This window comes from Citricoccus sp. NPDC055426 (assembly GCF_040677445.1).
GTDB lineage: Bacteria > Actinomycetota > Actinomycetes > Actinomycetales > Micrococcaceae > Citricoccus.
Genome location: NZ_JBFARZ010000010.1, coordinates 98,054 through 117,754, shown reverse-complemented (window position 1 = coordinate 117,754; position 19,701 = coordinate 98,054). Strand labels below are relative to the sequence as shown.

Below are 19,701 nucleotides of genomic sequence, written 5' to 3'. Positions count from 1 at the left end.
CCCCCACACCACCACCACCGCCCACCGAGCCCGGGCCCGCACCACTGACACCAGACACCCCGACGCCCACACCCGTCACACACAGGCCCCGGCCGGTGTTCCGGGTACTGGACGGCGGCCGCGCCCCCGATAGGCCGTCTCCGGCCGTCCTGGACCGTGGGGCCGTGCGCTGAGCGGACCGGTGCTATGTCGTCCGGCCCCGCTGGTACGTTCGGCCCTGGTAGACCGGGACGTGAGCTAGCCCGGCCACCCCGGCGGACCCGGCGACGCGTCGCGAAGTCCCCGCCGGTAGCCCTGAACGGCCCCGCCTGGTGTAGTGCGCTGATCACGCCACCCGCTGCCCTGATCCGGCACCGGAACACCACGCGGGGCCGTTCGGCGTCCCCTTCCATCGCAGCCCCGCAGGCCCCCGTTCCCGGTTCCTGTGAGGACCCCTGACCGTTCCACCACCGCGCTGCCCGGCACCCGTGGCCCAGCGTGGCCTTACGTGGCCTATCCCGTGAGAACTCCCCGGGTATAGTGATGACACATAGGGCCACGTTAGGCCACGGTCAGGACCGATAGGCCCGCCTGACTAGGGCAGACGTGATCAGGGTACAGAGTCTTCCAAACTGGCTACGCGGGTTCGATTCCCGTCATCCCCTCCAACACCCCGCATCGACGCAGGCCCCGGATCACTCCGGGGCCTGCGTCGTTAAGGCGGCCTCAGCAGTGAAGGGGGCGGCCCCTTTCAGGAAAAGAGCGGCCTCATCAAGGTCCGTCAATAAAGCCTTGCCTTATATAAGCTCAGATGCAACACTCAGTTCATGCACGCTCTCGACGTCCTGGGTGATCCGGTGCGGCGCCGCATCCTGGAACTGCTCGCCGCGGGAGAACTCAGCGCCGGCGAGGTGGGATCCGTGGTCCAGGCCGAGTTCGGGATCAGCCAGCCGGCGGTATCCCAGCACCTGAGGGTCCTGCGCGAGCAGGGCTTCGCCACCGTCCGCCCCGAGGGCACGCGTCGGCTCTACGCCGTGGACCCCGGCGGTCCACGCCGGGCCAGCGAATGGCTCAGCCCCTTCGAGCGGTTCTTCGCCCCGAGGCTCGACGCCCTGGGCACGGAACTGGCCCGCGGCAAGCGCCAGCGCCGGATCGCCGCGGAGCGCGCCGCCCAGAATCCGGCATCACCGACACCCCCCACACCCCCCGCCACAGAGACAACCCTCCCGAAGGAGTACTGACATGGTCGATGTACAGAACCAACTGGCCGCGGTCACCCGCGGCCTCGCGCTCGAGGACCGGGACGGAGAGCCCTCGCACGTCCAGACCCTGGAACAGCGGTATCCGGCCGGCCTCGAGGACGTGTGGGAGGCCGTCACCACGGCCGATCGCATCGCCCGCTGGTTCCTCCCCGTCAGCGGGGAGCTGGAGCTCGGCGGCCACTACCAGCTCGAGGGCAACGCCGGCGGCACGGTGCTGGAGTGCACCCCTCCCTCGGACACCACTGACGGCACCGCCGGCTACCGGATCACCTGGGAATTCGGCGGCGGGGTCACCTGGGTGACCATCAGCCTGGCCGCCGACGGCGAGGCCACGCGGCTCGTGCTGGAACACGTGGCCCGGGCCGGGGACCTGCCCGCCGGGATGTGGGAGACCTACGGCCCCGGGGCCACCGGCGTGGGCTGGGACGGCGGGCTGCTCGGCCTGGGCCTGCACCTGGGGGCCACGGAGGGCTCACTCTCCCCGCAGGAGGCCGAGGCCTGGGCCGTCACCGAGGAGGGCAAGGCCTTCTATCGCGGAGCCGCGGACGGCTGGGCCGCAGCCCAGGTGGCCGCGGGGGCCGATCCCGAGACGGCCGCCCGCGCCGCGGACGCGACCTACGGCTTCTACACCGGTGCCGGCATGTGACGCCACGGCCCGGGTGCAAGCCCGAGGTGCAGGGCCGGCGGCGGAGATGCCCACGCCGCTCACCGGAACCGATCCACGTCCAGGTCCCCGGCCGGCGTCGTCTCCAGCGCGCTGATGAAGCCCCAGGCATCCGGCCGCGAGCCGTCCACATCGCTCAGCCCGTAGTGCCCGGCCAGTTCGAAGGAGCTCGTGGACCGGGTGTTCCAGCGCGACCGGTCCCGATCGGCGGCGAGCGCGGCGATTCCGCGGGCCAGCATCGCGGGGGTCTCCGAGATGACGAATTCGTAGGGCGGGACCGCGTCCGGCGTCCCCCGGTTCGAGGCGGCGGCCGTCCTCCAGGTGTCCTCGGTGACGCCGAAGCCGTCCAGCATCATCTCCGAGCGCAGCCAGCCCGGGCTCACGGAGACGGCCGTTCCGCCGAAGGGCTCCAGGTCATGGCCTTCCGCGTAGGCCAGCCGGTCCACGGCGGTCTTCGTCACGTCCAGGAACACGGTGGACCGGTAGTGCTCGGCATTGTAGGCGCGGGTTCCGTCGGTGATCTCGACCACCAGCCCGCCCGCGGTGCGAGCCAACAGCCCCAGGGCCGCGTGGCTGGTCTGCAGGTGGGTGCGGAACCCGGCGTCGAACAGCCGCATCCCGGCCTGAAGGTCGTAGTCCCACAGCGGAATCCCGAACTCCACGTAGGCCTCTCCGCCGATGTCGTTGACGAGGATGTCCAGGCGCCCCTGCTCCTGTTCGATCCTGTCCACCAGGTCCCGCACGGCCCCGGCGTCGAGGTGGTCCACCACCACCGGATGCGCGGTTCCCCCGGCCGCGCCGATCAATTGCGCCGTCCCTTCGATGGTCTCCGACCGCCCGTAGTCAGAGGGGGAACCCGCCGTGGAGCGCCCGGTGCAGTACACGGTCGCCCCGGCCCCGCCCAGTTCGCGGGCGATCGCCCGCCCGGCGCCCCGGGTGGCGCCCGCCACGAGCGCGACCTTCCCGTCCAGGGCACCTGCCGGCCGTTCGGCCGGCCCCGGCTGCGCCACCTGTTCCGTGGATGTCCTCGCCATGTCGGTGTCATCTCCTGTTGCTCGTGGATCCTCGGTGTCTGTCCTCCCCACCGTGCCTTCCATTCAGGACAATCCATGTCGTCAATCGGATACCGTGCCTCCATGCGCACCACCCGCCTGTTGGCGATCATGATGGAGCTGTCCCGCACCCAGCGGTCCACCGTCGGTCAGCTGGCGGAGCGCCATGGGGTCTCGACTCGCACCATCCAACGGGACCTGGCGGCCCTCCACGGGATCGGGGTGCCCGTCTGGACGCGTACCGGCCCAGCCGGTGGCGTGGGACTCGTCGAGGGCTGGTCCTCACCCGTCACCGGGATGACGGCATCCGAGCTCCGGGCGCTGGTGATCGGGGAGGCCGGGGCACGCGAGCTCGGCCTACAGGAGGACTTCACCACCGCCCGGTTGAAGATCCTGGGCACCAGGACGGCCCGGGACCCGGGGGTCGGCTCCGCCAGCGAACGATTCCTGATCGACCACGAACGGTGGTTCTCCACGCCGGCGCGGCCGGCCGCCCTGCCGGTGGTCTCCCGCGCCGTGTGGTCCGGGCGGCGGCTGACGATCGCCTATGAGACGGGTGCAGGATCCCCCCGGGCCGCAGAACCACCGGCGGACCCGCCCCGTTCGCCCGCGGCGCCCTCACGGCTGGTCGATCCGCTCGGGCTGGTCCTCAAGACGGACGTCTGGTACCTCGTCGCCGCGCACCGACGCCGGGTCCGCACCTACCGCCTCTCGCGCATCGTCTCCGCCGAGATCCACGGGGACGAGGCGTGGCGACCGGAGCCCTTCTCGTTGGCCGACTACTGGGAGCGGAGCCGGGCGGCCTTCGAGACCTCCTTGCAGAGCCTCCCGGTCCGCCTGTCCATCCCCGCGGCGGCCGTCGGGGCCCTGCAGGACGCGGTGCCGGGCGCGGGCACCCGGTCGGCCCTGGCCGAGGCTCGCCGGCAAGACCACCAGCAGGGGCACCAGCAGGACGACCAGCAGGACCACCGGCTGGAGATCGGCCTGCTAATGGAGAACGAGGACATCGCCCTCGGACAGTTGATGCCCATTCCGGGCCTCGAGGTACACGAGCCCGCCGGGTTGAGACGACGGCTGTGGGAGAGCGGACGGGAGATCGCCTCCCGCCACGGCTCATTCTGACGCGTCATCGCGGGGGCTGGCACCCCGGGCACCAGTACAGTTTCCGGGCCTGCAGGGCTGTCACCCGCACGTCCGTCCCGCACACCCGGCAGGGGCGCCCGTCCCGCTGGTAGACGTAATAGGCGTTCTGGGGCCACACCGGCAACGGCTCGCCCGCCTCGTCCACCATGCCGCGGTGTTCGGGGCGGGTGGTGATGATCCTGCCGTCCCGCACTCCATCACCCATCAGGCCCACGAGGTCCTCCCACAGGGCCACCCCGGCCGAGCGTGACAGCCGCCGACCGGGCAGATACGGGTCGAGCCCCTGCCGGAACAGGGCCTCGGCCCGGTAGATGTTCCCGGCCCCGGCCAGCACGGCCTGGTCCATCAGCAGCTGCCCGAGGGCCACGCCGCGCCGGGACACCCGCTCCACGAACTCCTCGGGCCCGGTGCCGGCCACGAGGGGGTCCGGCCCGAGTCGGTCGACGACGGCCGCGGCCTCCGCGGGCGTGATCACCTCGCAGGCGCTGGGACCGCGCAGGTCGGCCCAGCCGTGCTCCGAGACCAGCCGGAGACGCACCTGTCCCACCGGCGCGGGCGGGCCGGCGTACGCGAGGTCCGGGCCGTCGTCGTGCGCCTCCGTCTCCCCCATCCGGCGGGGCGCACCGATGCTGGAGGCGCCGCGGAAGGTCTCGTCGCCGCCGAAGCTGAAGGCGCCGTACAGGCCGAGGTGGATGCGCAGCACCCGCTCCGTGCCGCCGGTGGTCGGCCCGGCTCCGTCGAACTCGACGAAGAGGTGCTTGCCGTGCGCCCGCGTGCCGCGCAGCACCTGGCCGTCCAGCAGCCGCGCGCCGGCCTCGAAGCGCCCCTGGGGGGAGCTCACCGTAAGACGCTGACCGGCGAAGACGTCGGCGAGCTGCCGGGCGAGACGGTGGATCGAGTGGCCCTCAGGCATGGGCGCGGCCCGACTCAGGCAAGGACTTCGCGGGTCTGCTCGAAGTGGGCGATCTTGCCGATGCGGCGCACGTGGCGCTCCTCCCCGGAGAACTCGGCGGCCAGGAAGGCCTCGATGATCTCGGTGGCCTCGGCGAGGGAATGCTGCCGGCCGCCGACGGCGACGACGTTGGCGTCGTTGTGCTCGCGGGCCAGCCGGGCGGTGTCCTGGTTCCAGGCCAGGGCGGCGCGGATGCCGCGGACCTTGTTGGCGGCGATCTGTTCGCCGTTGCCCGAGCCGCCGAGCACGATCCCAAGGGCCTCCACGCCGGACTGCTGGTCCACCACCACGGCCGCGGCGGCATTGATGCAGAAGGCGGGGTAGTCGTCCTGCGCGTCGTAGGACTGCGGGCCGTGGTCCACCATCTCGTGTCCCTTGGCACCCAGGTGCCTGATGAGGTGGGCGCTCAGCTCGAGGCCGGCATGGTCGGTGGCGATGTGCACGCGCATGGATCTGCTCCTGTGTCCGGGGTGAGGTGCCCGGTGAAGTACGGTCGGGACCGCACGCCAGCCTACCGGCGGTGGCCCCGCACTACCGGAGACGGTGTGTCCGGTGGCACAATGGTGACGATATCCAGCACTCGTTTCACAACCGGAGGCCCCGTGCCCACTCTGAACATCACCCGCACCGAGGCCGCCGAGCGCGCCGCGGCCCTGTCCGTCAGCTCCTATGCCGTCGAGCTGGACCTGACGCTTCCGGGAGAGCACTTCCGTTCGGCCACCACGGTCACCTTCTCCGCCGCGGCGGATGCGGTGGGCACCAGCACGTTCATCGACTTCGTCTCCACCCAGGCGCCGGCCGTCAGCCTCAACGGGGAGGCCCTGCCGGCGGGGGCCTTCGACGGCACCCGGATCACGGTGGGCCCCCTGGCCGCCGAGAACGTCCTCGTGGTGGACGGGCTGGCCGACTACATGAACACCGGTGAGGGGCTGCACCGCTTCGTGGACCCCGTGGACGGTGAGACCTACCTGTACTCGCAGTTCGAGGTCCCGGACTCCCGCCGCATGTTCGCCGTGTTCGAGCAGCCGGACCTGAAGGCCGCCTTCGCCTTCACCGTGACCGCCCCGGACCACTGGGCCGTGGTGTCCAACTCCCCCACCCCGCAGCCGGTGCCGGCCGATGCCGGGCGTCAGGGCACGGCCACGTGGGCCTTCGAGCCGACCCCGGTCATCTCCTCCTACATCACAGCGCTGATCGCCGGGCCGTACCGCTCCACCCACTCGGAGCTGACCAGCTCGGACGGCCGCACGATCCCACTGGGGGCGTACTGCCGGGCCTCCCTGTTCGAGTACCTGGACGCCGAGAACATCTTCGAGCTCACGCGCCAGGGCTTCGAGTTCTACGAGGCCCAGTTCGGCACCCCGTACCCCTTCGCCAAGTACGACCAGCTCTTCGTCCCGGAGTTCAACGCCGGGGCCATGGAGAACGCCGGGGCCGTGACCTTCCTGGAGAGCTACGTCTTCCGCTCCACCGTGCCCGAGGCCATGGTGGAACGCCGGGCCATCACCATCTTGCACGAGCTGGCCCACATGTGGTTCGGCGACCTGGTGACCATGCGATGGTGGAACGACCTGTGGCTCAACGAGTCCTTCGCCGAGTTCATGTCCACGCTCTCCGCCGCCGAGAACACCCGCTACACCGGCGCCTGGACCACGTTCTCCTCGATGGAGAAGAACTGGGCCTACCGCCAGGACCAACTGAGCACCACCCACCCGATCAAGGCCGAGATCCGGGACCTGGACGATGTCCTGGTGAACTTCGACGGCATCACCTACGCCAAGGGCGCCTCCGTGCTGCGCCAGCTGGTGGCCTGGGTGGGCCAGGAGAACTTCATGGCCGGCGTGCGGGCCTACTTCGGCGAGCACGCCTGGTCCAACACCGAGCTGCCGGACCTGATGCGCCAGCTGGAGGCCTCCTCCGGCCGGGACCTGTCCGAGTGGACGCGGCTGTGGCTGGAGACCTCCGGCGTGAACACCCTCGCGGTGGAGGTGGAGGGGCCCGACGCCGGCCCCATCACCTCCCTGCGTCTGCGCCAGTCCGCGCCGGGAGAGTCACGGCCCGGGGACGACGTCCTGCGTCCGCACCGGATGGCGGTGGGCTTCTACTCCGCCGATCCGGCCGGGAAGCTGGTGCGCACGGAGCGCTTCGAGCTGGATGTGGCCGGTGAGCTCACCGAGGTCACCGAGGCCGTCGGCAAGACGCGCCCGGACGTGATCCTGCCGAACGACGACGACCTGGCCTACGCCAAGATCCGCCTCGACGACGCCTCCTGGTCCCACGTGTCCACGCGCTTGAAGGACGTGGCCGACTCGCTGCCGCGGACGCTGCTGTGGGGGGCGGCCTGGGACACCGTGCGGGATGCGGAGGCCACGGCCGGCTGGTTCGTGGACCTGCTCCTGGCGAACATCGGCCACGAGCGGGACTCCTCCGTGGTCCAGACCCTGCTGCGCCAGCTGGCGACCACGCTGGGCCAGTACACCGCCGAAGAGCACGCCGCCGGGCTGCGCGAGCGGGCCGCGGAGAGTCTGTTGGAGATGGCCCGCGCCGCCGAGGCCGGCTCGGACAACCAGTTGCAGTTCCTCAAGGCGTTCGCCGTCCACGCCCGGACCGCGGGACAGCTGGACACCCTGGCCGCCCTGCACGCCGGCACCGAGGTGTTGGACGGCCTGGACCTGAACACGGACCTGAAGTGGGAGATGCTCACCGGGCTCGTGGCCGGGTCCCGTGCCGGCGAGGCCGAGATCGCCGCGGCGGAGGCGGCCGACGCCACCGCCACGGGTGCCCTCGCCGCATCCCAGGCCCGGGCCGCCGTCGCGACCGCCGAGGCCAAGCGGACCGCCTGGGACCAGGTGGTGGCCGGCACGCTGTCCAACATGACGCAGCGCAACGTGCTGCTCGGGTTCAATCGGGTGCACGACCCGGAGCTGCTGGCCGGCTTCGCGTCCGAGTACTTCTCCATGGTGGAACAGCTGTGGGCCTCCCGCTCACACGAGATGGCCGAGTCCGCGGCGATCGGGCTGTTCCCGGGCGCCCAGGTGTCCGCCGCCACGATCGAGGCGGCCGACGCCCTGGTTCAGCGCAGCCGCGCGCAGCAGCCGGCGCTGTCCCGCACCGTGGCCGAGGCCCGCGACGAGATGGTCCGCGCCCTCGCGGCCCGGACGGCCGACGCCGCCCGCTGACGCTCCCGGCCGCACAGCAACCAGGCGCAGAGTGACCGGACCCCCACCGTTGTGACGGGGTCCGGTCACTCTCTGCCTAGGTGATGTGGGTCATGAGGGGTCGGGGAGGATGCGGTGCTCGCCGGCGTAGATGACGAAGCGGTCGCCGCGCACGAAGCCGGCGAGCGTCATGCCCGCGTCCCGGGCCAGGTCCACCGCCAGGGACGACGGCGCGGAGACCGAGGCGAGCATCGGCACCCCGGCCATCATGGCCTTCTGGGTCAGCTCGAAGCTGGCCCGGCCGGAGACCATCAGGGCGTGCCCGGCCAACGGCAACATCCCCTCCAGCAGGGCCCAGCCCAGGACCTTGTCCACCGCGTTGTGCCGGCCCACGTCCTCGCGAACGGCCACCAGCTCCCCGCTCACCGTGTCGAAGAGCCCGGCCGCATGCAGCCCGCCGGTGCGGTCGAAGACCTTCTGGCGCTCCCGCAGGGTCTCGGGCATCTGCAGGACGAAGGACTCGGTGACCTCCAGAGGGTCACCGTCCACCGGGAAGCGGGACTGGGTGCGCACGTTCTCGATGCTGGTCCGCCCGCACAGTCCGCAGGCACTGGTCATCAGCACCTGGCGTTCCATCTCCGGGGCCGGGGCGGCCACCCCCGGGCGCAGCACCACGTCCACGGTGTTGTCCGTCTCCTCGGCGCCGGGGCCGAAGTCCCGGCCGCAGTACCGCACGGAGTGAACCTCCTCCGCGGCACCGATCAGCCCCTCGCTCAGCAGGAAGCCGACGGCCAGGGAGAAGTCCTCCGTGGGGGTGCGCATGGTCACGGCCAGCCGGCGTCCGTTGACCCGGATCTCCAGCGGCTCCTCGGCGGCCAGCACATCGGCCCGCGCCTCACGCTCCCCCGCCTTGACCCGGACCACGCGGATCCGCGATTCACTCCTGCTCATGGATCCATCATCGCGGTTCGGCCCGCCGCCCGCATCCCGCCCGTCTTCCGCCCCGACTAGGCTTGAACCATGTCCACTCCTCACCCGGCCCACCCGGCCGCTGACCGCACTGTACGTCAGCGGACCCTGCCCCAGATCGGTGACTCGGGCCAGGCCCTGCTCGCGCGGGCGACCGTGGCCGTCGTCGGCGCCGGAGGCCTCGGCTCCCCCGTCATCCAGTACCTGGCGGCGGCCGGCATCGGCACCGTGCACGTGATCGACGACGACACCGTGGAGCTGAGCAACCTCAACCGCCAGACCCTGCACGGCGTGGACACGCTCGGGCAGCTCAAGACGGACGGCGCCGTGGCCGCGGCCCGACGCCTCTCCCCCGAGACCACGGTGGTCCCGCACACCGTGCGGCTCACCGACGCGAACTCCCACGAGCTGCTCGCCGGCGCGGACGTCATCCTGGACGGCAGCGACTCCTTCACCACCCGGTTCATCGTCCACCGCGCCGCCACCGCCCTCGGCCGGCCCGTGGTCTACGGCGCCCTCATGCAGTGGAACGCCCAGGTCACCGTCTTCTGGTCCGCCCCGCCGGCGGCTTCAGGGCTCCCCGCCACCGTGCTCACCGACGTCTTCGAGGACAACGCCGCCACCCACGCCGCGCCCGGCTGCGCCGAGGCCGGGGTGCTGGGGGCCGTCGTCGGGATCACCGGTTCCTTCATGGCCCTGGAGGCCGTCAAGCTCATCCTGGGGACCGGCACGCCGCTGCTGGGCCGCCTGCTGCTCATCGACGGGCTGGCCGGCACCACCTCGCAGATCCCGCTGGCCGCTGCTCCGGCGGCCTCCACCGCCACCACCCCGGGCACGACGCCGGCCGCTCACCACCCCGGGGCGGCCGGCGGCGGCGCTGTGCTCGGCCGCCACCACGGCACCGGGCCCGTGGCACCGGCCCAGGTGGACCCCCGGGCGATCTGGCTCGATGTCCGCCGGCCCGAGGAGTCCCGCGACCGTCCCGGCCCGGACGGAACCGTCCGGCTGCCGCTCGATGAGTTGCTGCGGCTGACCGGTGGGCCGGAGACCGCCCTGCCCGCCGACCACCCGCTGGCCGCGGTGCAGGCCGCCGTCCGGTCCTCCGGCGCCGCAGTGTTGCCGTTCTGCGCCTCCGGTCCCCGCAGCGCCACCGCCGCCCGCCACCTCGCGTCCCTGGGGTGGCCGGTGGCGGGCTATCTGGACGGCGGGTTGCCCGCGGCGCCCCCCGCCGCCAGTGCCACCAGCACCAGTGCCGGAGCACACCGTGGCTGAGTTCCTGTACCGCAGCGTCCAGGAGCACCGCCGGCGCATCCTCGGCCTCGTCCCCCTCCTCCCGGCGGAGGAGGTACCCATCGAGCAGGCCTCGGGCCGCACGCTCGCGGCGGACGCGACCGCCGCCCTGGACCTGCCCCCCTGGGACAACTCGGCCATGGACGGCTACGCGGTGCGCTCGGCCGACACCGCCTCCGCCACCGCGGCGACCCCCGTCCGCCTGAGCGTCCTGACCGAGCTGCCGGCCGGCACCGAGGCCGACCCCGTGCTGGCCCCGGGCCAGGCCGCTGCCATCATGACCGGCGCCCCCCTGCCCAGCGACGCGGACGCCGTCGTCCCCGTGGAGGACACCCTGGGCTGGGACCCGGCCGCCCCCACCGCGGGCTCCGCCACCCCCGCATCCGTGGACCTCGGCTGGCCGGTTCAGGCGGGGCGGCACATCCGCCGCAGCGGCGAGGACGTACGCGCCGGCCACGTGGTCGCGACTTCCGGCCAGCCGCTGGCGCCCCAGCGGCTCGCCGCGCTGGCGGCGGCCGGCATCCCCCGGGTCTCGGTCCGGCGTGTGCCGCGCGTGGTGGTGGTGGCCACCGGCTCCGAGCTGGTGGCCCCGGGTCAGCCCGTGCGACGCGGCCAGATCCCGGACTCCAACAGCATCCTGCTCGCGGCCCTCGTGCAGGCCACCGGCGGGCAGGTGGTCCACCGGGCCCGCGTCTCGGACGACCCCGCCGGGCTCCGGGCCGTGCTGGCGCAGACCGCTCAGAGCTCGGATGCCGTGATCGTCACCGGCGGCGCCAGCGTGGGCGCCCATGACGTGGCCCGCCTCGTTCTGGCCCCGGCCTCCTCCGGCGGCGTCCCCCTGGACTCGGCCGACGAGGCGGAGCAGGCTCCGGACCACGACGCCGGCCCCGCCGCCGAGCTGGACCCGGCCGTGCGCTTCGAACGGGTCTCCGTCCAACCCGGCAAGCCGCAGGGCTTCGGCCTGCTGCCCGATGGCCGTCCCGTGTGGTCGCTGCCGGGCAACCCGGTGAGCGCCTGGGTCTCCTACCTGGTCTTCGTGGAGGCGGGACTGCTCGCCATGCAGGGCCGCACCACCACCGCGCCCACCTGGTACCCGGCCACCGCCGTGGAGGGGTGGCGGTCCCCGCCCCGCCGGGAGCAGTACGTCCCCGCCCGGGTGGTGTCCGGGCCCGGCGAGCCGCTCCGCGTGGCGCAGGCCACCGAGCGCGGCTCCGGCTCCCACCTGGCCGGACGCCTGGCACGAGCCACCGGCCTGATCCGCGTTCCCGCAGAGACCGACGAGGTCTCGAGCGGCGACACCGTCCTCTACCGACCCCTGGAGTCCTGATGAGCACCACCCCAAAGAACGACGCACCGCAGACCGAACCACAGGGCGCACCCCGGGACACCGGCGGCGCGGACGGCTTCACCCACCTCTCCGGAGACGGCTCCGCCCGCATGGTGGACGTCACCGCGAAGACCCCGACGATCCGCAGCGCCACGGCCGAGGCGACCGTCCTGGTGGCCCCCGAGGTCCTGGAGGCCCTGACCGGGGGCACCGTGCCCAAGGGCGATGTCTGGGCCGTGGCCCGCATCGCCGGGATCCAGGCGGCCAAGCGCTGCGCCGAGCTGCTGCCGCTGGCCCACGTGATCGGCGTGCACGGGGCCACGGTGGACTTCGAGGCCGGGCCGGACCGCATCCGGATCATCGCCACCACCCGGACCGCGGACCGCACCGGGGTGGAGATGGAGGCCATGACCGCTGCCTCCGTGGCCGGGCTGGCCATGGTGGACATGGTCAAGGGACTGGACCGCTCCGTGGAACTCACCGGGGTGAAACTGCTGGAGAAGACCGGCGGGCGATCCGGGACCTGGCGCCGGGACGGTGCGCCGGCCCCGGAAGCCTCGCCGGGCGTGGGCCGGCATGGCTGACTCCCTCGCGGCCATCATCCTGGCCGGCGGCGCCTCACGGCGGATGGGCCGGGACAAGGCCTCCCTGCTGCTGGAGGACGGTCTGGGCGACGGGCCGGGAGACGGCGAGACGCTGCTGGAACGGACCCTCACCGCAGCACGCTCCGCCGGCGCCTCCCACCTGGTGGTGGCCGGCGAGGCCCCCGGCCCTGTCATGCCCCCCACCCCTTCCACACAGACCACACAGACGGCGACTGCTGCGGCGGACGTGACCTTCGTGCGCGAGGACCCGCCCCGCTCCGGGCCGGTGCCCGCGCTGGACGCTGCGCTGGAGCAGGTCACGGCGGAGTTGGTCCTCGTGCTGCCCTGCGACCTCGCCGACCCCTCGGCGGCCGCCGCCCACCTCGTCCAGGCCGCCGCCGGACTGGGCGCCGGAGAGGACGGCCTCGTGGCCGTGGACGCCGGAGGCCACCGTCAACACCTCACAGCGCTGTTCCGGGCCTCCGCCCTGCGGCGCGGTGCCACGACTGGTTCCGGCGCCGGTTCTACGGCCGTTTCCCGCGCGCCCTCCGGCCGGGTGCGCGACCGGCTGGCCGGGCTGTCCCTGGCCGAGGTCCCCGAACCCGCCGGGCACACGGGGCTCTGGGCGGACATGGACACCCCGGAGGACCTCGAGCGGGTGCGGTCCCGCCTGCGCGGCGGCGGCCCCGCGCCCACCCGCGCCACCGCAGGCACCGCGTCCAACATCCCCGGCCTGGACCCGTGGCTGCGCACCGTGGCCCGCGAGCTGGGCCTGCCGCCGTCCGTCGTGGTGCCCGGCCCGCTGCTGGACGTGGCCCGGGACGTGGCCCGAGGGGTCATCCGGCCCGGGGCGCCGACCACCACGTACCTGATCGGCATCGCCGTGGGGCGGGCCCTGTCCGAGGACGGCGGCTCACCGGAGGCGGCCGCGGAGACATCCTCGCTCGTAGAACGGCTCTCGGAACGCGTCCAGGACCTCGCCCTGGGCTACCACCCCTCAGAACCTACAGAAGGAGACCGCCCATGACCCGCGTACGACTCTTCGCCGGGGCCGCCGACATCCTCGGCGCCACCGAACGGGAGCTGACCGCTGCCACCGCCGGCGAGCTGCGGGCAGCCCTGACTGCCGGCCACGGGATGAGCGCGGAACAGGTGATCACCCGTTGCTCGCTCCTCGTGGACGGCGTCCGGGCCGCCGACGACGATCATCCGGTCAGGCCGGACTCCCTCGTGGATGTGCTGCCGCCCTTCGCCGGGGGCTGACCTCCCGCAGCCAGGTCACCCGCGCGGCCGGTGAAGTGGTCCATGGTCTGGTTCACGCCCAGGGCGTCCAGGACCCGGTCGAAGACCCCGACGGGAAGGACCCGTAGGACCGGCACCCAGCGCACCAGGGGAGGGATCACGAGTTGCTGGCGGCCGGCCTCCAGGGCCACGATCACCTGGCGCGCCACCTCGTCCGGCTTCAGGATCGGCAGCAGCCTCGGGTATCGGGTCTGCACCCCGGCGAACATGCCGGTGTCGATGTAGTAGGGGCACACCACCAGGGTGTTGATCGGGTGGCCGTCGGCCCGCAGCTCATGGCGCAGGGATTCCGTGAAGCCGACGGCGGCCCACTTGCTGGCCGAGTAGTCCGTCTGACGGGCCACCCCGGTCCAGCCGGCGGCACTGGCCACGGTGACCACAGCGCCCCGCCCCCGCGTGATCATGCCCGCCAGGAAGGCCCGCGTGACCCAGAACAGGGCCATCACGTTCACATCCATGGTCCGCTGAATCGAGTCCTCCGAGGCATCCAGCAGCCGTGCTCCCGTCACCACGCCCGCGTTGTTGATGACCACGTCCACCGGTCCCGTCTCCGCGGCCGCCCGGGTCACTTGCTGGCGGTCCGTCACGTCCACCGCCAGACAGCGAGCCGTCCCGCCCTGCGCCGTCACCGCGGCCACGGTGCCCCGGGCCGCGGCGTCGTCCAGGTCCCAGACGACCACCTCCGCACCGCGCTGCGCGGCCTCCAGCGCCATGCGCCGGCCGATGCCGGACCCGGCGCCGGTGATGAGCACGCGCGCCCCGGAGAGTCGATAGCCTGAGGTCCTCGAAGTCGTCATGACCAAAAGTTACCCGCTAGTAGCGTTTTCGGCCACTGCCGGGGAGACTCAGCCGCCGATCGCGTTCATCCCGCGCCCGGGCTGGACGAAATCCGGATCGTCGATGCCGTGGCCGGCCTTCTTCGCTGTGATGGACAGCTGCATGGCGGCGGCCAGGTCGGCGTCCGAAGCCGAGTCGCCCAACAGGGTCCGCAGGTCCGTCTCCTCCCGGGCGAACAGGCAGTTGCGCATCTGCCCGTCCGCGGTCAGGCGCAGGCGGTCGCAGTCGCCGCAGAAGGGCTGGGAGACCGAGGCGATGACGCCCACGGTGTGGGGGCCGCCGTCCACCGTGTACAGGGCCGCCGGTGAGGAGCCGCGGCCCGGCACCTCGCTCAGCTCGAAACGCTCCGAGAGCCGTTCGAGGATCTCCTCGCCGGAGACCAGGTGGTCCCGTTTCCAGGTGTGGCCGGCGTCCAACGGCATCTGCTCGATGAACCGCATCTGGGCGTCCTGGGAGACCGCGAAGGCCACCAGATCCCCGAGCTCGTCGTCGTTCACCCCGCGCATGGCCACGGCGTTGAGCTTGAGCGGGCGCAGCCCGGAGTCCCGCGCGGCGGCGATCCCGGCCAGGACGTCGGCGTGCCGGTCCCGGCGGGTCAGCTGGCGGAACTTCTCCGGCAGAAGCGTGTCGATGGAGATGTTCACGCGTCCCAGCCCGGCGTCCTGCAGGGCGGGCAGCCGGCGGTCCAGTGAGATGCCGTTGGTGGTCATCGCCACGGGCAGCGTGCCGCCACCGGGCAGTTCGATCGACGCCACCCGGGCCACGATGTCCTCCAGGTCGGCGCGCAGCAGGGGCTCCCCACCGGTCAGCCGGACCCCGGTGATGCCGTGGTCCACCGCGATCCGCACGAGGCGCTCGATCTCATCAGCCGACAGGGTCTGGTCCTTGGGCAGGAACGGGCCGGCGTCCTCCGGCATGCAGTAGGTGCAGCGCAACGAGCACTTGTCCGTCAGGGAGACCCGCAGGTCCCGGTGGACGCGGCCGAAGGTGTCCGTCAGGCTGCGCTGCGTGCCGGGGTCCCCGGCCGAGGCCGTGGCGACGGCGGCCAGCTCGGCCCGCGTGGGGAGGATCCGGCGGGCCTCGGGGCCCTCGCCGGTCCCTGCGGCGCCCGCGGCAGGGTCGGCCCCGGCCGGGACCGCGCCGACCCCCGTGGCCGTCCTGGTGGTCAGGGTGACGCCCACCGAGGTCATGGCAAACCCACCCAGTGGGACGTGCCGGCGTCGGTCTGCTGCTTCTTCCAGATGGGGACCTCGGCCTTGATGTCCTCGACCACCGCGCGGCAGACGTCGAAGGCCGCGGCGCGGTGCGCGGAGGCGACCGAGACCACGAGGGCCAGGGCGCCGACGTCGAGCAAGCCGATCCGGTGCACCGCGGCGACCCGCACCTCCCCCGCCGGATCGCCCGGCCCGCGGGCATGCCGGTCCACGATCGCGTCCAGGATGCTCCCGGCGTCCGGATGGGCCGAATACTCCAGCGAGGTCACGGTGCCGGTGGCCTCGGGATCGTGGTTGCGCACCACGCCGGTGAACGTCAGGGCCGCCCCGCACCGGGGCGAGAGCACGGACTGCTCCACGGCGGCGGCGTCCAGCGGCCGCTCACTGAGGCCGGCCACCGCGGCCCGCTCCGCCTGTTCAGTGACGCGCATGGTCACCACCTCCGGAGAGTTGTTCGATCAGATGGCCCAGCAACGGGGCGATGAGCGGCAGTCCCTGGTCTGCGGCTCGGAGGGAACCGGGAAGGTTCACCACGACGGTGGGCCGGCCGGCCGGCGGTGCACCCTCCGACGCGGCGCCGGCCACGGGGCGGTCCACGATTCCGGCCCGGCCGCGCCCGAGGGCGGCGGCAGGGGTCTGGGCGGCGCCCTCGCGACGCAGCATCTCGGCGATGCCCGGCAGTTCCGTGCAGTTCAGGGTCTCCATGGCCTCCGGGGTCAGGTCCCGCGGGGAGGATCCCGTGCCGCCGAGGGTCACGACCACATCGGCACCGCGGTCCCGCGCCGCGAGGACCCCGGAACTCACGGACTCGATCCCGTCCGGCACGATGGCCCCGTCAGCCGTCCACTCCGGGAGGCACTCGGAGACGAGCTCGAGGGCCCGGGGACCGGCGGTATCCGGCGCGTGACCTGCATGGGCACGGTCGGAGACCGTCAAGATGTGGATGTGTGGCATGGAACCTCCCGATGTGACTCGAGTCTAGGGTGACGGGTCCGGTCCGGCCAGCGCCGGACCGGCGGGTACCGTGGAGGGTGTGGACCACACCTTCTCCCTACATGCCGAATGGACCGGGAACCGGGGCACCGGGACCTCCGGATACAAGGACTACGACCGCGACCTGGTGGTACGCGCCGAAGGCCCCGGCGAGCTCGCCGGGTCCGCCGCCCGCGCCTTCCACGGGGCCGAGTCCCGCTGGAACCCCGAGCAGCTGCTGCTGGCCGCGCTGGCGCAGTGCCACCTGCTCTCCTATCTCCAGGCGGCCACGCAGGCCGGCGTGGTGGTCACCGGCGCGTCGGTACGCGCCGAATGCGTGTTGACCCATGACCACGACGGCGGCCGGGTCACCTCCGCGACTCTGGACCCCGAGATCTGGCTCGCCGAGGAGGACCAGCGTGATGCCGCGGACGCGCTGCACGCCACGGCCCACGAACAGTGCTTCATCGCCCGCTCGGTGTCCTTCCCGGTCACCATCCGGCCGCAGCAGGTCCGGCGCCCCCAGAACCGGAACCTGCCGGAGTTCGGCAGCCGCCTGGGCGCCCCCATTGCGGTGCTCAAACCCCGTCAGGGCAAGGCGCCCAGCCGCGTGACCGGGTTGGCGGACCGCCCCACCGCGTCCACGGGCCACCAGCCCCCGCCCCAGACTCAGCCTCAGGACACCGCCTCCGCCCAGCCGGAGAACGCCTCCTTCTACGACCAGGTGGGCGGGCACGAGACATTCGTGAAGCTGGCGCGGGTGTTCTACGAGGGCGTGGCGGGCGACCCCGACTTCCGTGCCATGTACCCGGAGGAGGACCTGGGTCCGGCCGAGGAGCGGCTGCGGATGTTCCTCGAGCAGTACTGGGGCGGGCCGAAGACCTACAGCGAGCAGCGCGGGCACCCCCGGCTGCGGATGCGCCACGTGCCCTACACGGTCGACTTCACCGCGCGGGACACCTGGCTGCGGCACATGCGTGTGGCCGTGGACTCGCTGGAGTTGCCGCCGCTGCTGGAGGGCACCCTCTGGGACTACCTGGAGCGCGCCGCCCACTCGATGGTCAACTCGCGCTAGAGCGCGCCTAGAGCATCAGGGGACGCCGGCAGAGCACGAAGCCGGCCGGCCCGGACAGGCGCACCCACGGCCCCGAGGTGTGGACCGCCGTCGTGCCTCCGGGGCTGAGGAAGCCCAATCCGTGGGCGGCGAAGGCCGCCCCCGCAGGGAGGAATCCCCCACCGGCGTCCGGAGCATCCGGTGCCGTCCCGCCCAGCAGGCGTCCCCAGACGGCGGCGCGGGCCTGGGCCACCATGGCCGCCCCCGGGTCCTGCGGCAGGGCGTCGGCCAGTTCCCGGATCCCGTCCCGGGCCACCGTCTGCAGCTCCTCGTCCTCCACCGTGGCGACCGGGGTCCATCCGGCCCGGGGTGGCGTGACCGCCGTCCAGGGGGCCTGCTCGGTCACGGGAGGCAGGGTGAAGGAGGTGGAGGACGTGGACGTCATGCGGGCCAGGCGCTCCAGCACGGAGGACAGGGCATAGACGGCGTCGAGGCCGTCCTGCCGGCCCTCCACCAGCCGGACCGTCCGCAGGCCCAGCGCCACCGGCACCTGGTCCCCCAGTCCCCGGGGCTGCAGCACCGAGACCCAGCAGGCCAGGACGTTCCCGGCGACCTGCAGGCGAAGGCCCGTGTCCGCCATCTGCTTGGCCCGCGTGGCGAACCGCTCCAGGTCCACGGCCGCCTCCCGGTCCTCCAGGACCAGCGCCGGGGCCGCGTCGGTGCGGGACCCGGGGTGAGACGGGGCGGAGGGATGGGTGGGATGGGACGGTTCGGAAGACATCGGTGACATGATGCCCATTGTCCCACCGGGCCGGCGGCGACCGGGCGGAGTAGACTTCCGGGAGAGTTACCGACGGGTATGGATGCGGCGGCAGGTGTCGAGCGAAGGGACGTTCATGGGGTCGGGAAAGATCCGTGCGATGCGATCGGGGTTCCCCGAGGACCCCACCGACGTGCTGCGGGGGGTCCTGGCCCTCACGGAGTCGGGAACCGACCCGGTCTCCGGGGAGACGCTGCTGACCGGCACCACCCCGGAGCAGGCCCGTGGACGGGTGTTCGGCGGCCAGGTCATGGCCCAGTCCCTGGTGGCGGGGACCTCCACCGTGGCCCCGGGACGTCAGGTCCATTCGATGCACGGATACTTCATCCGGCCCGGTGACGCCCTGAAGCCGATCACCTTCGCCGTGGAGGAGCTCCGGGACGGGCGGTCCTTCTCGGTCCGCCGTGTGCACGCCCGCCAGGAGGGCAAGACCCTGATGTCCCTGATCTGTTCCTTCCAGGAGCCCGCGGACGGGCTGGAGCACCAGTCCCCCATGCCGACCGGCGTCCCGGATCCCGAGTCCCTGCCCCGGACCTCCGAACGCCTGGGGCATCTCGGGCATCCCGTGGCCCAGGAGTGGTCCTGGGCCCGTCCCTTCGACATCCGGCACGTGGACCCACCCCTGGAGACCGCGGCGGACAAGCGGCCGGTGGCCACCAACATGGTGTGGATGAAGACGTTCTCCGGCCTGGACGGGGACGAGAACGTCCAGCGCGCGGCGCTGGCCTATGCCTCCGACTACACCCTGCTGGAGCCGGTGTTGCGCCGCCACGGGCTCGCCTGGGTCCGGCCCGGGATGTCCATCGCCTCCCTGGACCATGCCATGTGGTGGCACCGCCCCGCCCGCGTGGACGAGTGGCTGCTGTACGTCCAGTCCAGCCCCTCGGCCCAGGGCGCCCGGGGTCTGAGCAACGGCAGGATCTACTCCCGCACCGGTGAGCTGGTCGCCTCCGTGGCCCAGGAGGGCATGCTCCGGGTGCCCCGCGACTTCCAGAACAAGGTCAGGGGTGCCGTCCAGGACCTGTACCTGAAGACCGCCCGGCGGCCGAACCGGTGGTCGGAGGGCCTCGATCCGGACTGTTCCGGGATCTCGGCGTGCACCACGTCCTCGGCGTAGGCCTC

The 19,701-nt window shown here is 72.8% G+C and carries 20 protein-coding genes and 1 pseudogene; 12 read left to right on the top strand and 9 right to left on the bottom strand.

Annotated features, from left to right (window positions below; genetic code table 11):
• Positions 1-806 precede the first annotated feature (806 nt).
• The gene (locus AB0K08_RS13850; RefSeq protein WP_363355410.1) at positions 807-1,220 is read left to right on the top strand and encodes a metalloregulator ArsR/SmtB family transcription factor; all 414 of its coding nucleotides are present in this window, start codon (positions 807-809) and stop codon (positions 1,218-1,220) included.
• A 1-nt stretch (position 1,221) separates the two neighbouring features.
• Positions 1,222-1,887, top strand: a complete 666-nt coding sequence (locus AB0K08_RS13845) for an SRPBCC domain-containing protein (protein WP_363355408.1) — start codon at positions 1,222-1,224, stop codon at positions 1,885-1,887.
• Positions 1,888-1,946: 59 nt separating this feature from the next.
• Here the strand turns inward: AB0K08_RS13845 and AB0K08_RS13840 are convergent, their stop codons facing one another.
• Positions 1,947-2,939, bottom strand: coding sequence for an SDR family oxidoreductase (locus AB0K08_RS13840; RefSeq protein WP_363355406.1), 993 nt, complete (start codon positions 2,937-2,939; stop codon positions 1,947-1,949).
• A gap of 102 nt (positions 2,940-3,041) precedes the next feature.
• Here AB0K08_RS13840 and AB0K08_RS13835 point away from each other — a divergent pair, with 102 nt between their 5' ends.
• Positions 3,042-4,079 carry a WYL domain-containing protein gene (locus AB0K08_RS13835; protein WP_363355404.1) on the top strand — a complete coding sequence of 346 codons (1,038 nt, stop codon included), beginning with the start codon at positions 3,042-3,044 and terminating at the stop codon, positions 4,077-4,079.
• Positions 4,080-4,083: 4 nt separating this feature from the next.
• Here the strand turns inward: AB0K08_RS13835 and AB0K08_RS13830 are convergent, their stop codons facing one another.
• Both AB0K08_RS13830 and AB0K08_RS13825 read right to left on the bottom strand, forming a co-directional pair.
• Complete coding sequence (locus tag AB0K08_RS13830) at positions 4,084-5,013, bottom strand: DNA-formamidopyrimidine glycosylase family protein (RefSeq protein WP_363355402.1); 930 nt, start codon at positions 5,011-5,013, stop codon at positions 4,084-4,086.
• Between the two features lie 14 nt (positions 5,014-5,027).
• The gene (locus AB0K08_RS13825) at positions 5,028-5,501 is read right to left on the bottom strand and encodes a ribose-5-phosphate isomerase (protein WP_363355400.1); all 474 of its coding nucleotides are present in this window, start codon (positions 5,499-5,501) and stop codon (positions 5,028-5,030) included.
• A 111-nt stretch (positions 5,502-5,612) separates the two neighbouring features.
• On the opposite strand from AB0K08_RS13825, the gene pepN reads away from it, so the two are divergent.
• Positions 5,613-8,231, top strand: coding sequence for an aminopeptidase N (pepN, locus tag AB0K08_RS13820; RefSeq protein WP_363355420.1), 2,619 nt, complete (start codon positions 5,613-5,615; stop codon positions 8,229-8,231).
• A gap of 90 nt (positions 8,232-8,321) precedes the next feature.
• Here the strand turns inward: pepN and fdhD are convergent, their stop codons facing one another.
• A complete protein-coding gene (gene fdhD, locus AB0K08_RS13815) occupies positions 8,322-9,161 on the bottom strand; it encodes a formate dehydrogenase accessory sulfurtransferase FdhD (protein ID WP_363355398.1) in 840 nt (279 codons plus the stop codon).
• Positions 9,162-9,230: 69 nt separating this feature from the next.
• Here fdhD and AB0K08_RS13810 point away from each other — a divergent pair, with 69 nt between their 5' ends.
• The 5 genes from AB0K08_RS13810 to AB0K08_RS13790 are packed head-to-tail and all read left to right on the top strand — an operon-like array spanning position 9,231 to position 13,643.
• Entirely contained in the window at positions 9,231-10,451 is a 1,221-nt protein-coding gene (locus tag AB0K08_RS13810; protein WP_363355396.1) for a HesA/MoeB/ThiF family protein, read from the top strand.
• Positions 10,444-11,796 (top strand): gephyrin-like molybdotransferase Glp, encoded by a 1,353-nt coding sequence (glp, locus tag AB0K08_RS13805; RefSeq protein ID WP_363355394.1) that lies wholly within the window; start codon positions 10,444-10,446, stop codon positions 11,794-11,796. The genes AB0K08_RS13810 and glp overlap by 8 nt, the downstream gene beginning before the upstream one ends.
• Positions 11,796-12,380, top strand: a complete 585-nt coding sequence (gene moaC, locus AB0K08_RS13800; protein ID WP_363355392.1) for a cyclic pyranopterin monophosphate synthase MoaC — start codon at positions 11,796-11,798, stop codon at positions 12,378-12,380. The genes glp and moaC overlap by 1 nt, the downstream gene beginning before the upstream one ends.
• Complete coding sequence (locus AB0K08_RS13795) at positions 12,373-13,407, top strand: NTP transferase domain-containing protein (RefSeq protein WP_363355390.1); 1,035 nt, start codon at positions 12,373-12,375, stop codon at positions 13,405-13,407. The genes moaC and AB0K08_RS13795 overlap by 8 nt, the downstream gene beginning before the upstream one ends.
• Positions 13,404-13,643: a MoaD/ThiS family protein gene (locus AB0K08_RS13790; protein WP_363355388.1), complete on the top strand. Its 240-nt coding sequence runs from the start codon at positions 13,404-13,406 to the stop codon at positions 13,641-13,643. Before AB0K08_RS13795 ends, AB0K08_RS13790 begins: the two co-directional genes overlap by 4 nt.
• On the opposite strand, the gene AB0K08_RS13785 is transcribed toward AB0K08_RS13790, so the two are convergent.
• Genes AB0K08_RS13785 through AB0K08_RS13770 form a run of 4 tightly spaced genes read right to left on the bottom strand, consistent with a single transcriptional unit; the run spans position 13,586 to position 16,687 of the window.
• Positions 13,586-14,479, bottom strand: a complete 894-nt coding sequence (locus AB0K08_RS13785; protein WP_363355386.1) for an SDR family oxidoreductase — start codon at positions 14,477-14,479, stop codon at positions 13,586-13,588. The genes AB0K08_RS13790 and AB0K08_RS13785 overlap by 58 nt on opposite strands.
• A gap of 48 nt (positions 14,480-14,527) precedes the next feature.
• A complete protein-coding gene (gene moaA, locus AB0K08_RS13780) occupies positions 14,528-15,709 on the bottom strand; it encodes a GTP 3',8-cyclase MoaA (RefSeq protein ID WP_363355384.1) in 1,182 nt (393 codons plus the stop codon).
• On the bottom strand, positions 15,706-16,164 hold the full coding sequence (locus tag AB0K08_RS13775; protein WP_363355382.1) for a molybdenum cofactor biosynthesis protein MoaE: 459 nt from the start codon (positions 16,162-16,164) through the stop codon (positions 15,706-15,708). The genes moaA and AB0K08_RS13775 overlap by 4 nt, the downstream gene beginning before the upstream one ends.
• Positions 16,151-16,687, bottom strand: a complete 537-nt coding sequence (locus AB0K08_RS13770; RefSeq protein WP_363355381.1) for a molybdopterin-binding protein — start codon at positions 16,685-16,687, stop codon at positions 16,151-16,153. The genes AB0K08_RS13775 and AB0K08_RS13770 overlap by 14 nt, the downstream gene beginning before the upstream one ends.
• A 70-nt stretch (positions 16,688-16,757) precedes the next feature.
• Here AB0K08_RS13770 and AB0K08_RS13765 point away from each other — a divergent pair.
• Together AB0K08_RS13765 and AB0K08_RS13760 are read left to right on the top strand one after the other, a co-directional pair.
• Positions 16,758-17,195: pseudogene (locus AB0K08_RS13765) on the top strand (OsmC family protein); the annotation flags it as partial.
• A 6-nt stretch (positions 17,196-17,201) separates the two neighbouring features.
• Positions 17,202-17,780 (top strand): globin, encoded by a 579-nt coding sequence (locus AB0K08_RS13760; protein WP_363355418.1) that lies wholly within the window; start codon positions 17,202-17,204, stop codon positions 17,778-17,780.
• A gap of 7 nt (positions 17,781-17,787) precedes the next feature.
• On the opposite strand, the gene AB0K08_RS13755 is transcribed toward AB0K08_RS13760, so the two are convergent.
• Entirely contained in the window at positions 17,788-18,540 is a 753-nt protein-coding gene (locus AB0K08_RS13755; RefSeq protein ID WP_363355380.1) for a hypothetical protein, read from the bottom strand.
• A 139-nt stretch (positions 18,541-18,679) separates the two neighbouring features.
• Here AB0K08_RS13755 and AB0K08_RS13750 point away from each other — a divergent pair, with 139 nt between their 5' ends.
• Positions 18,680-19,696: an acyl-CoA thioesterase II gene (locus AB0K08_RS13750; RefSeq protein WP_363355379.1), complete on the top strand. Its 1,017-nt coding sequence runs from the start codon at positions 18,680-18,682 to the stop codon at positions 19,694-19,696.
• Positions 19,697-19,701 lie beyond the last annotated feature (5 nt).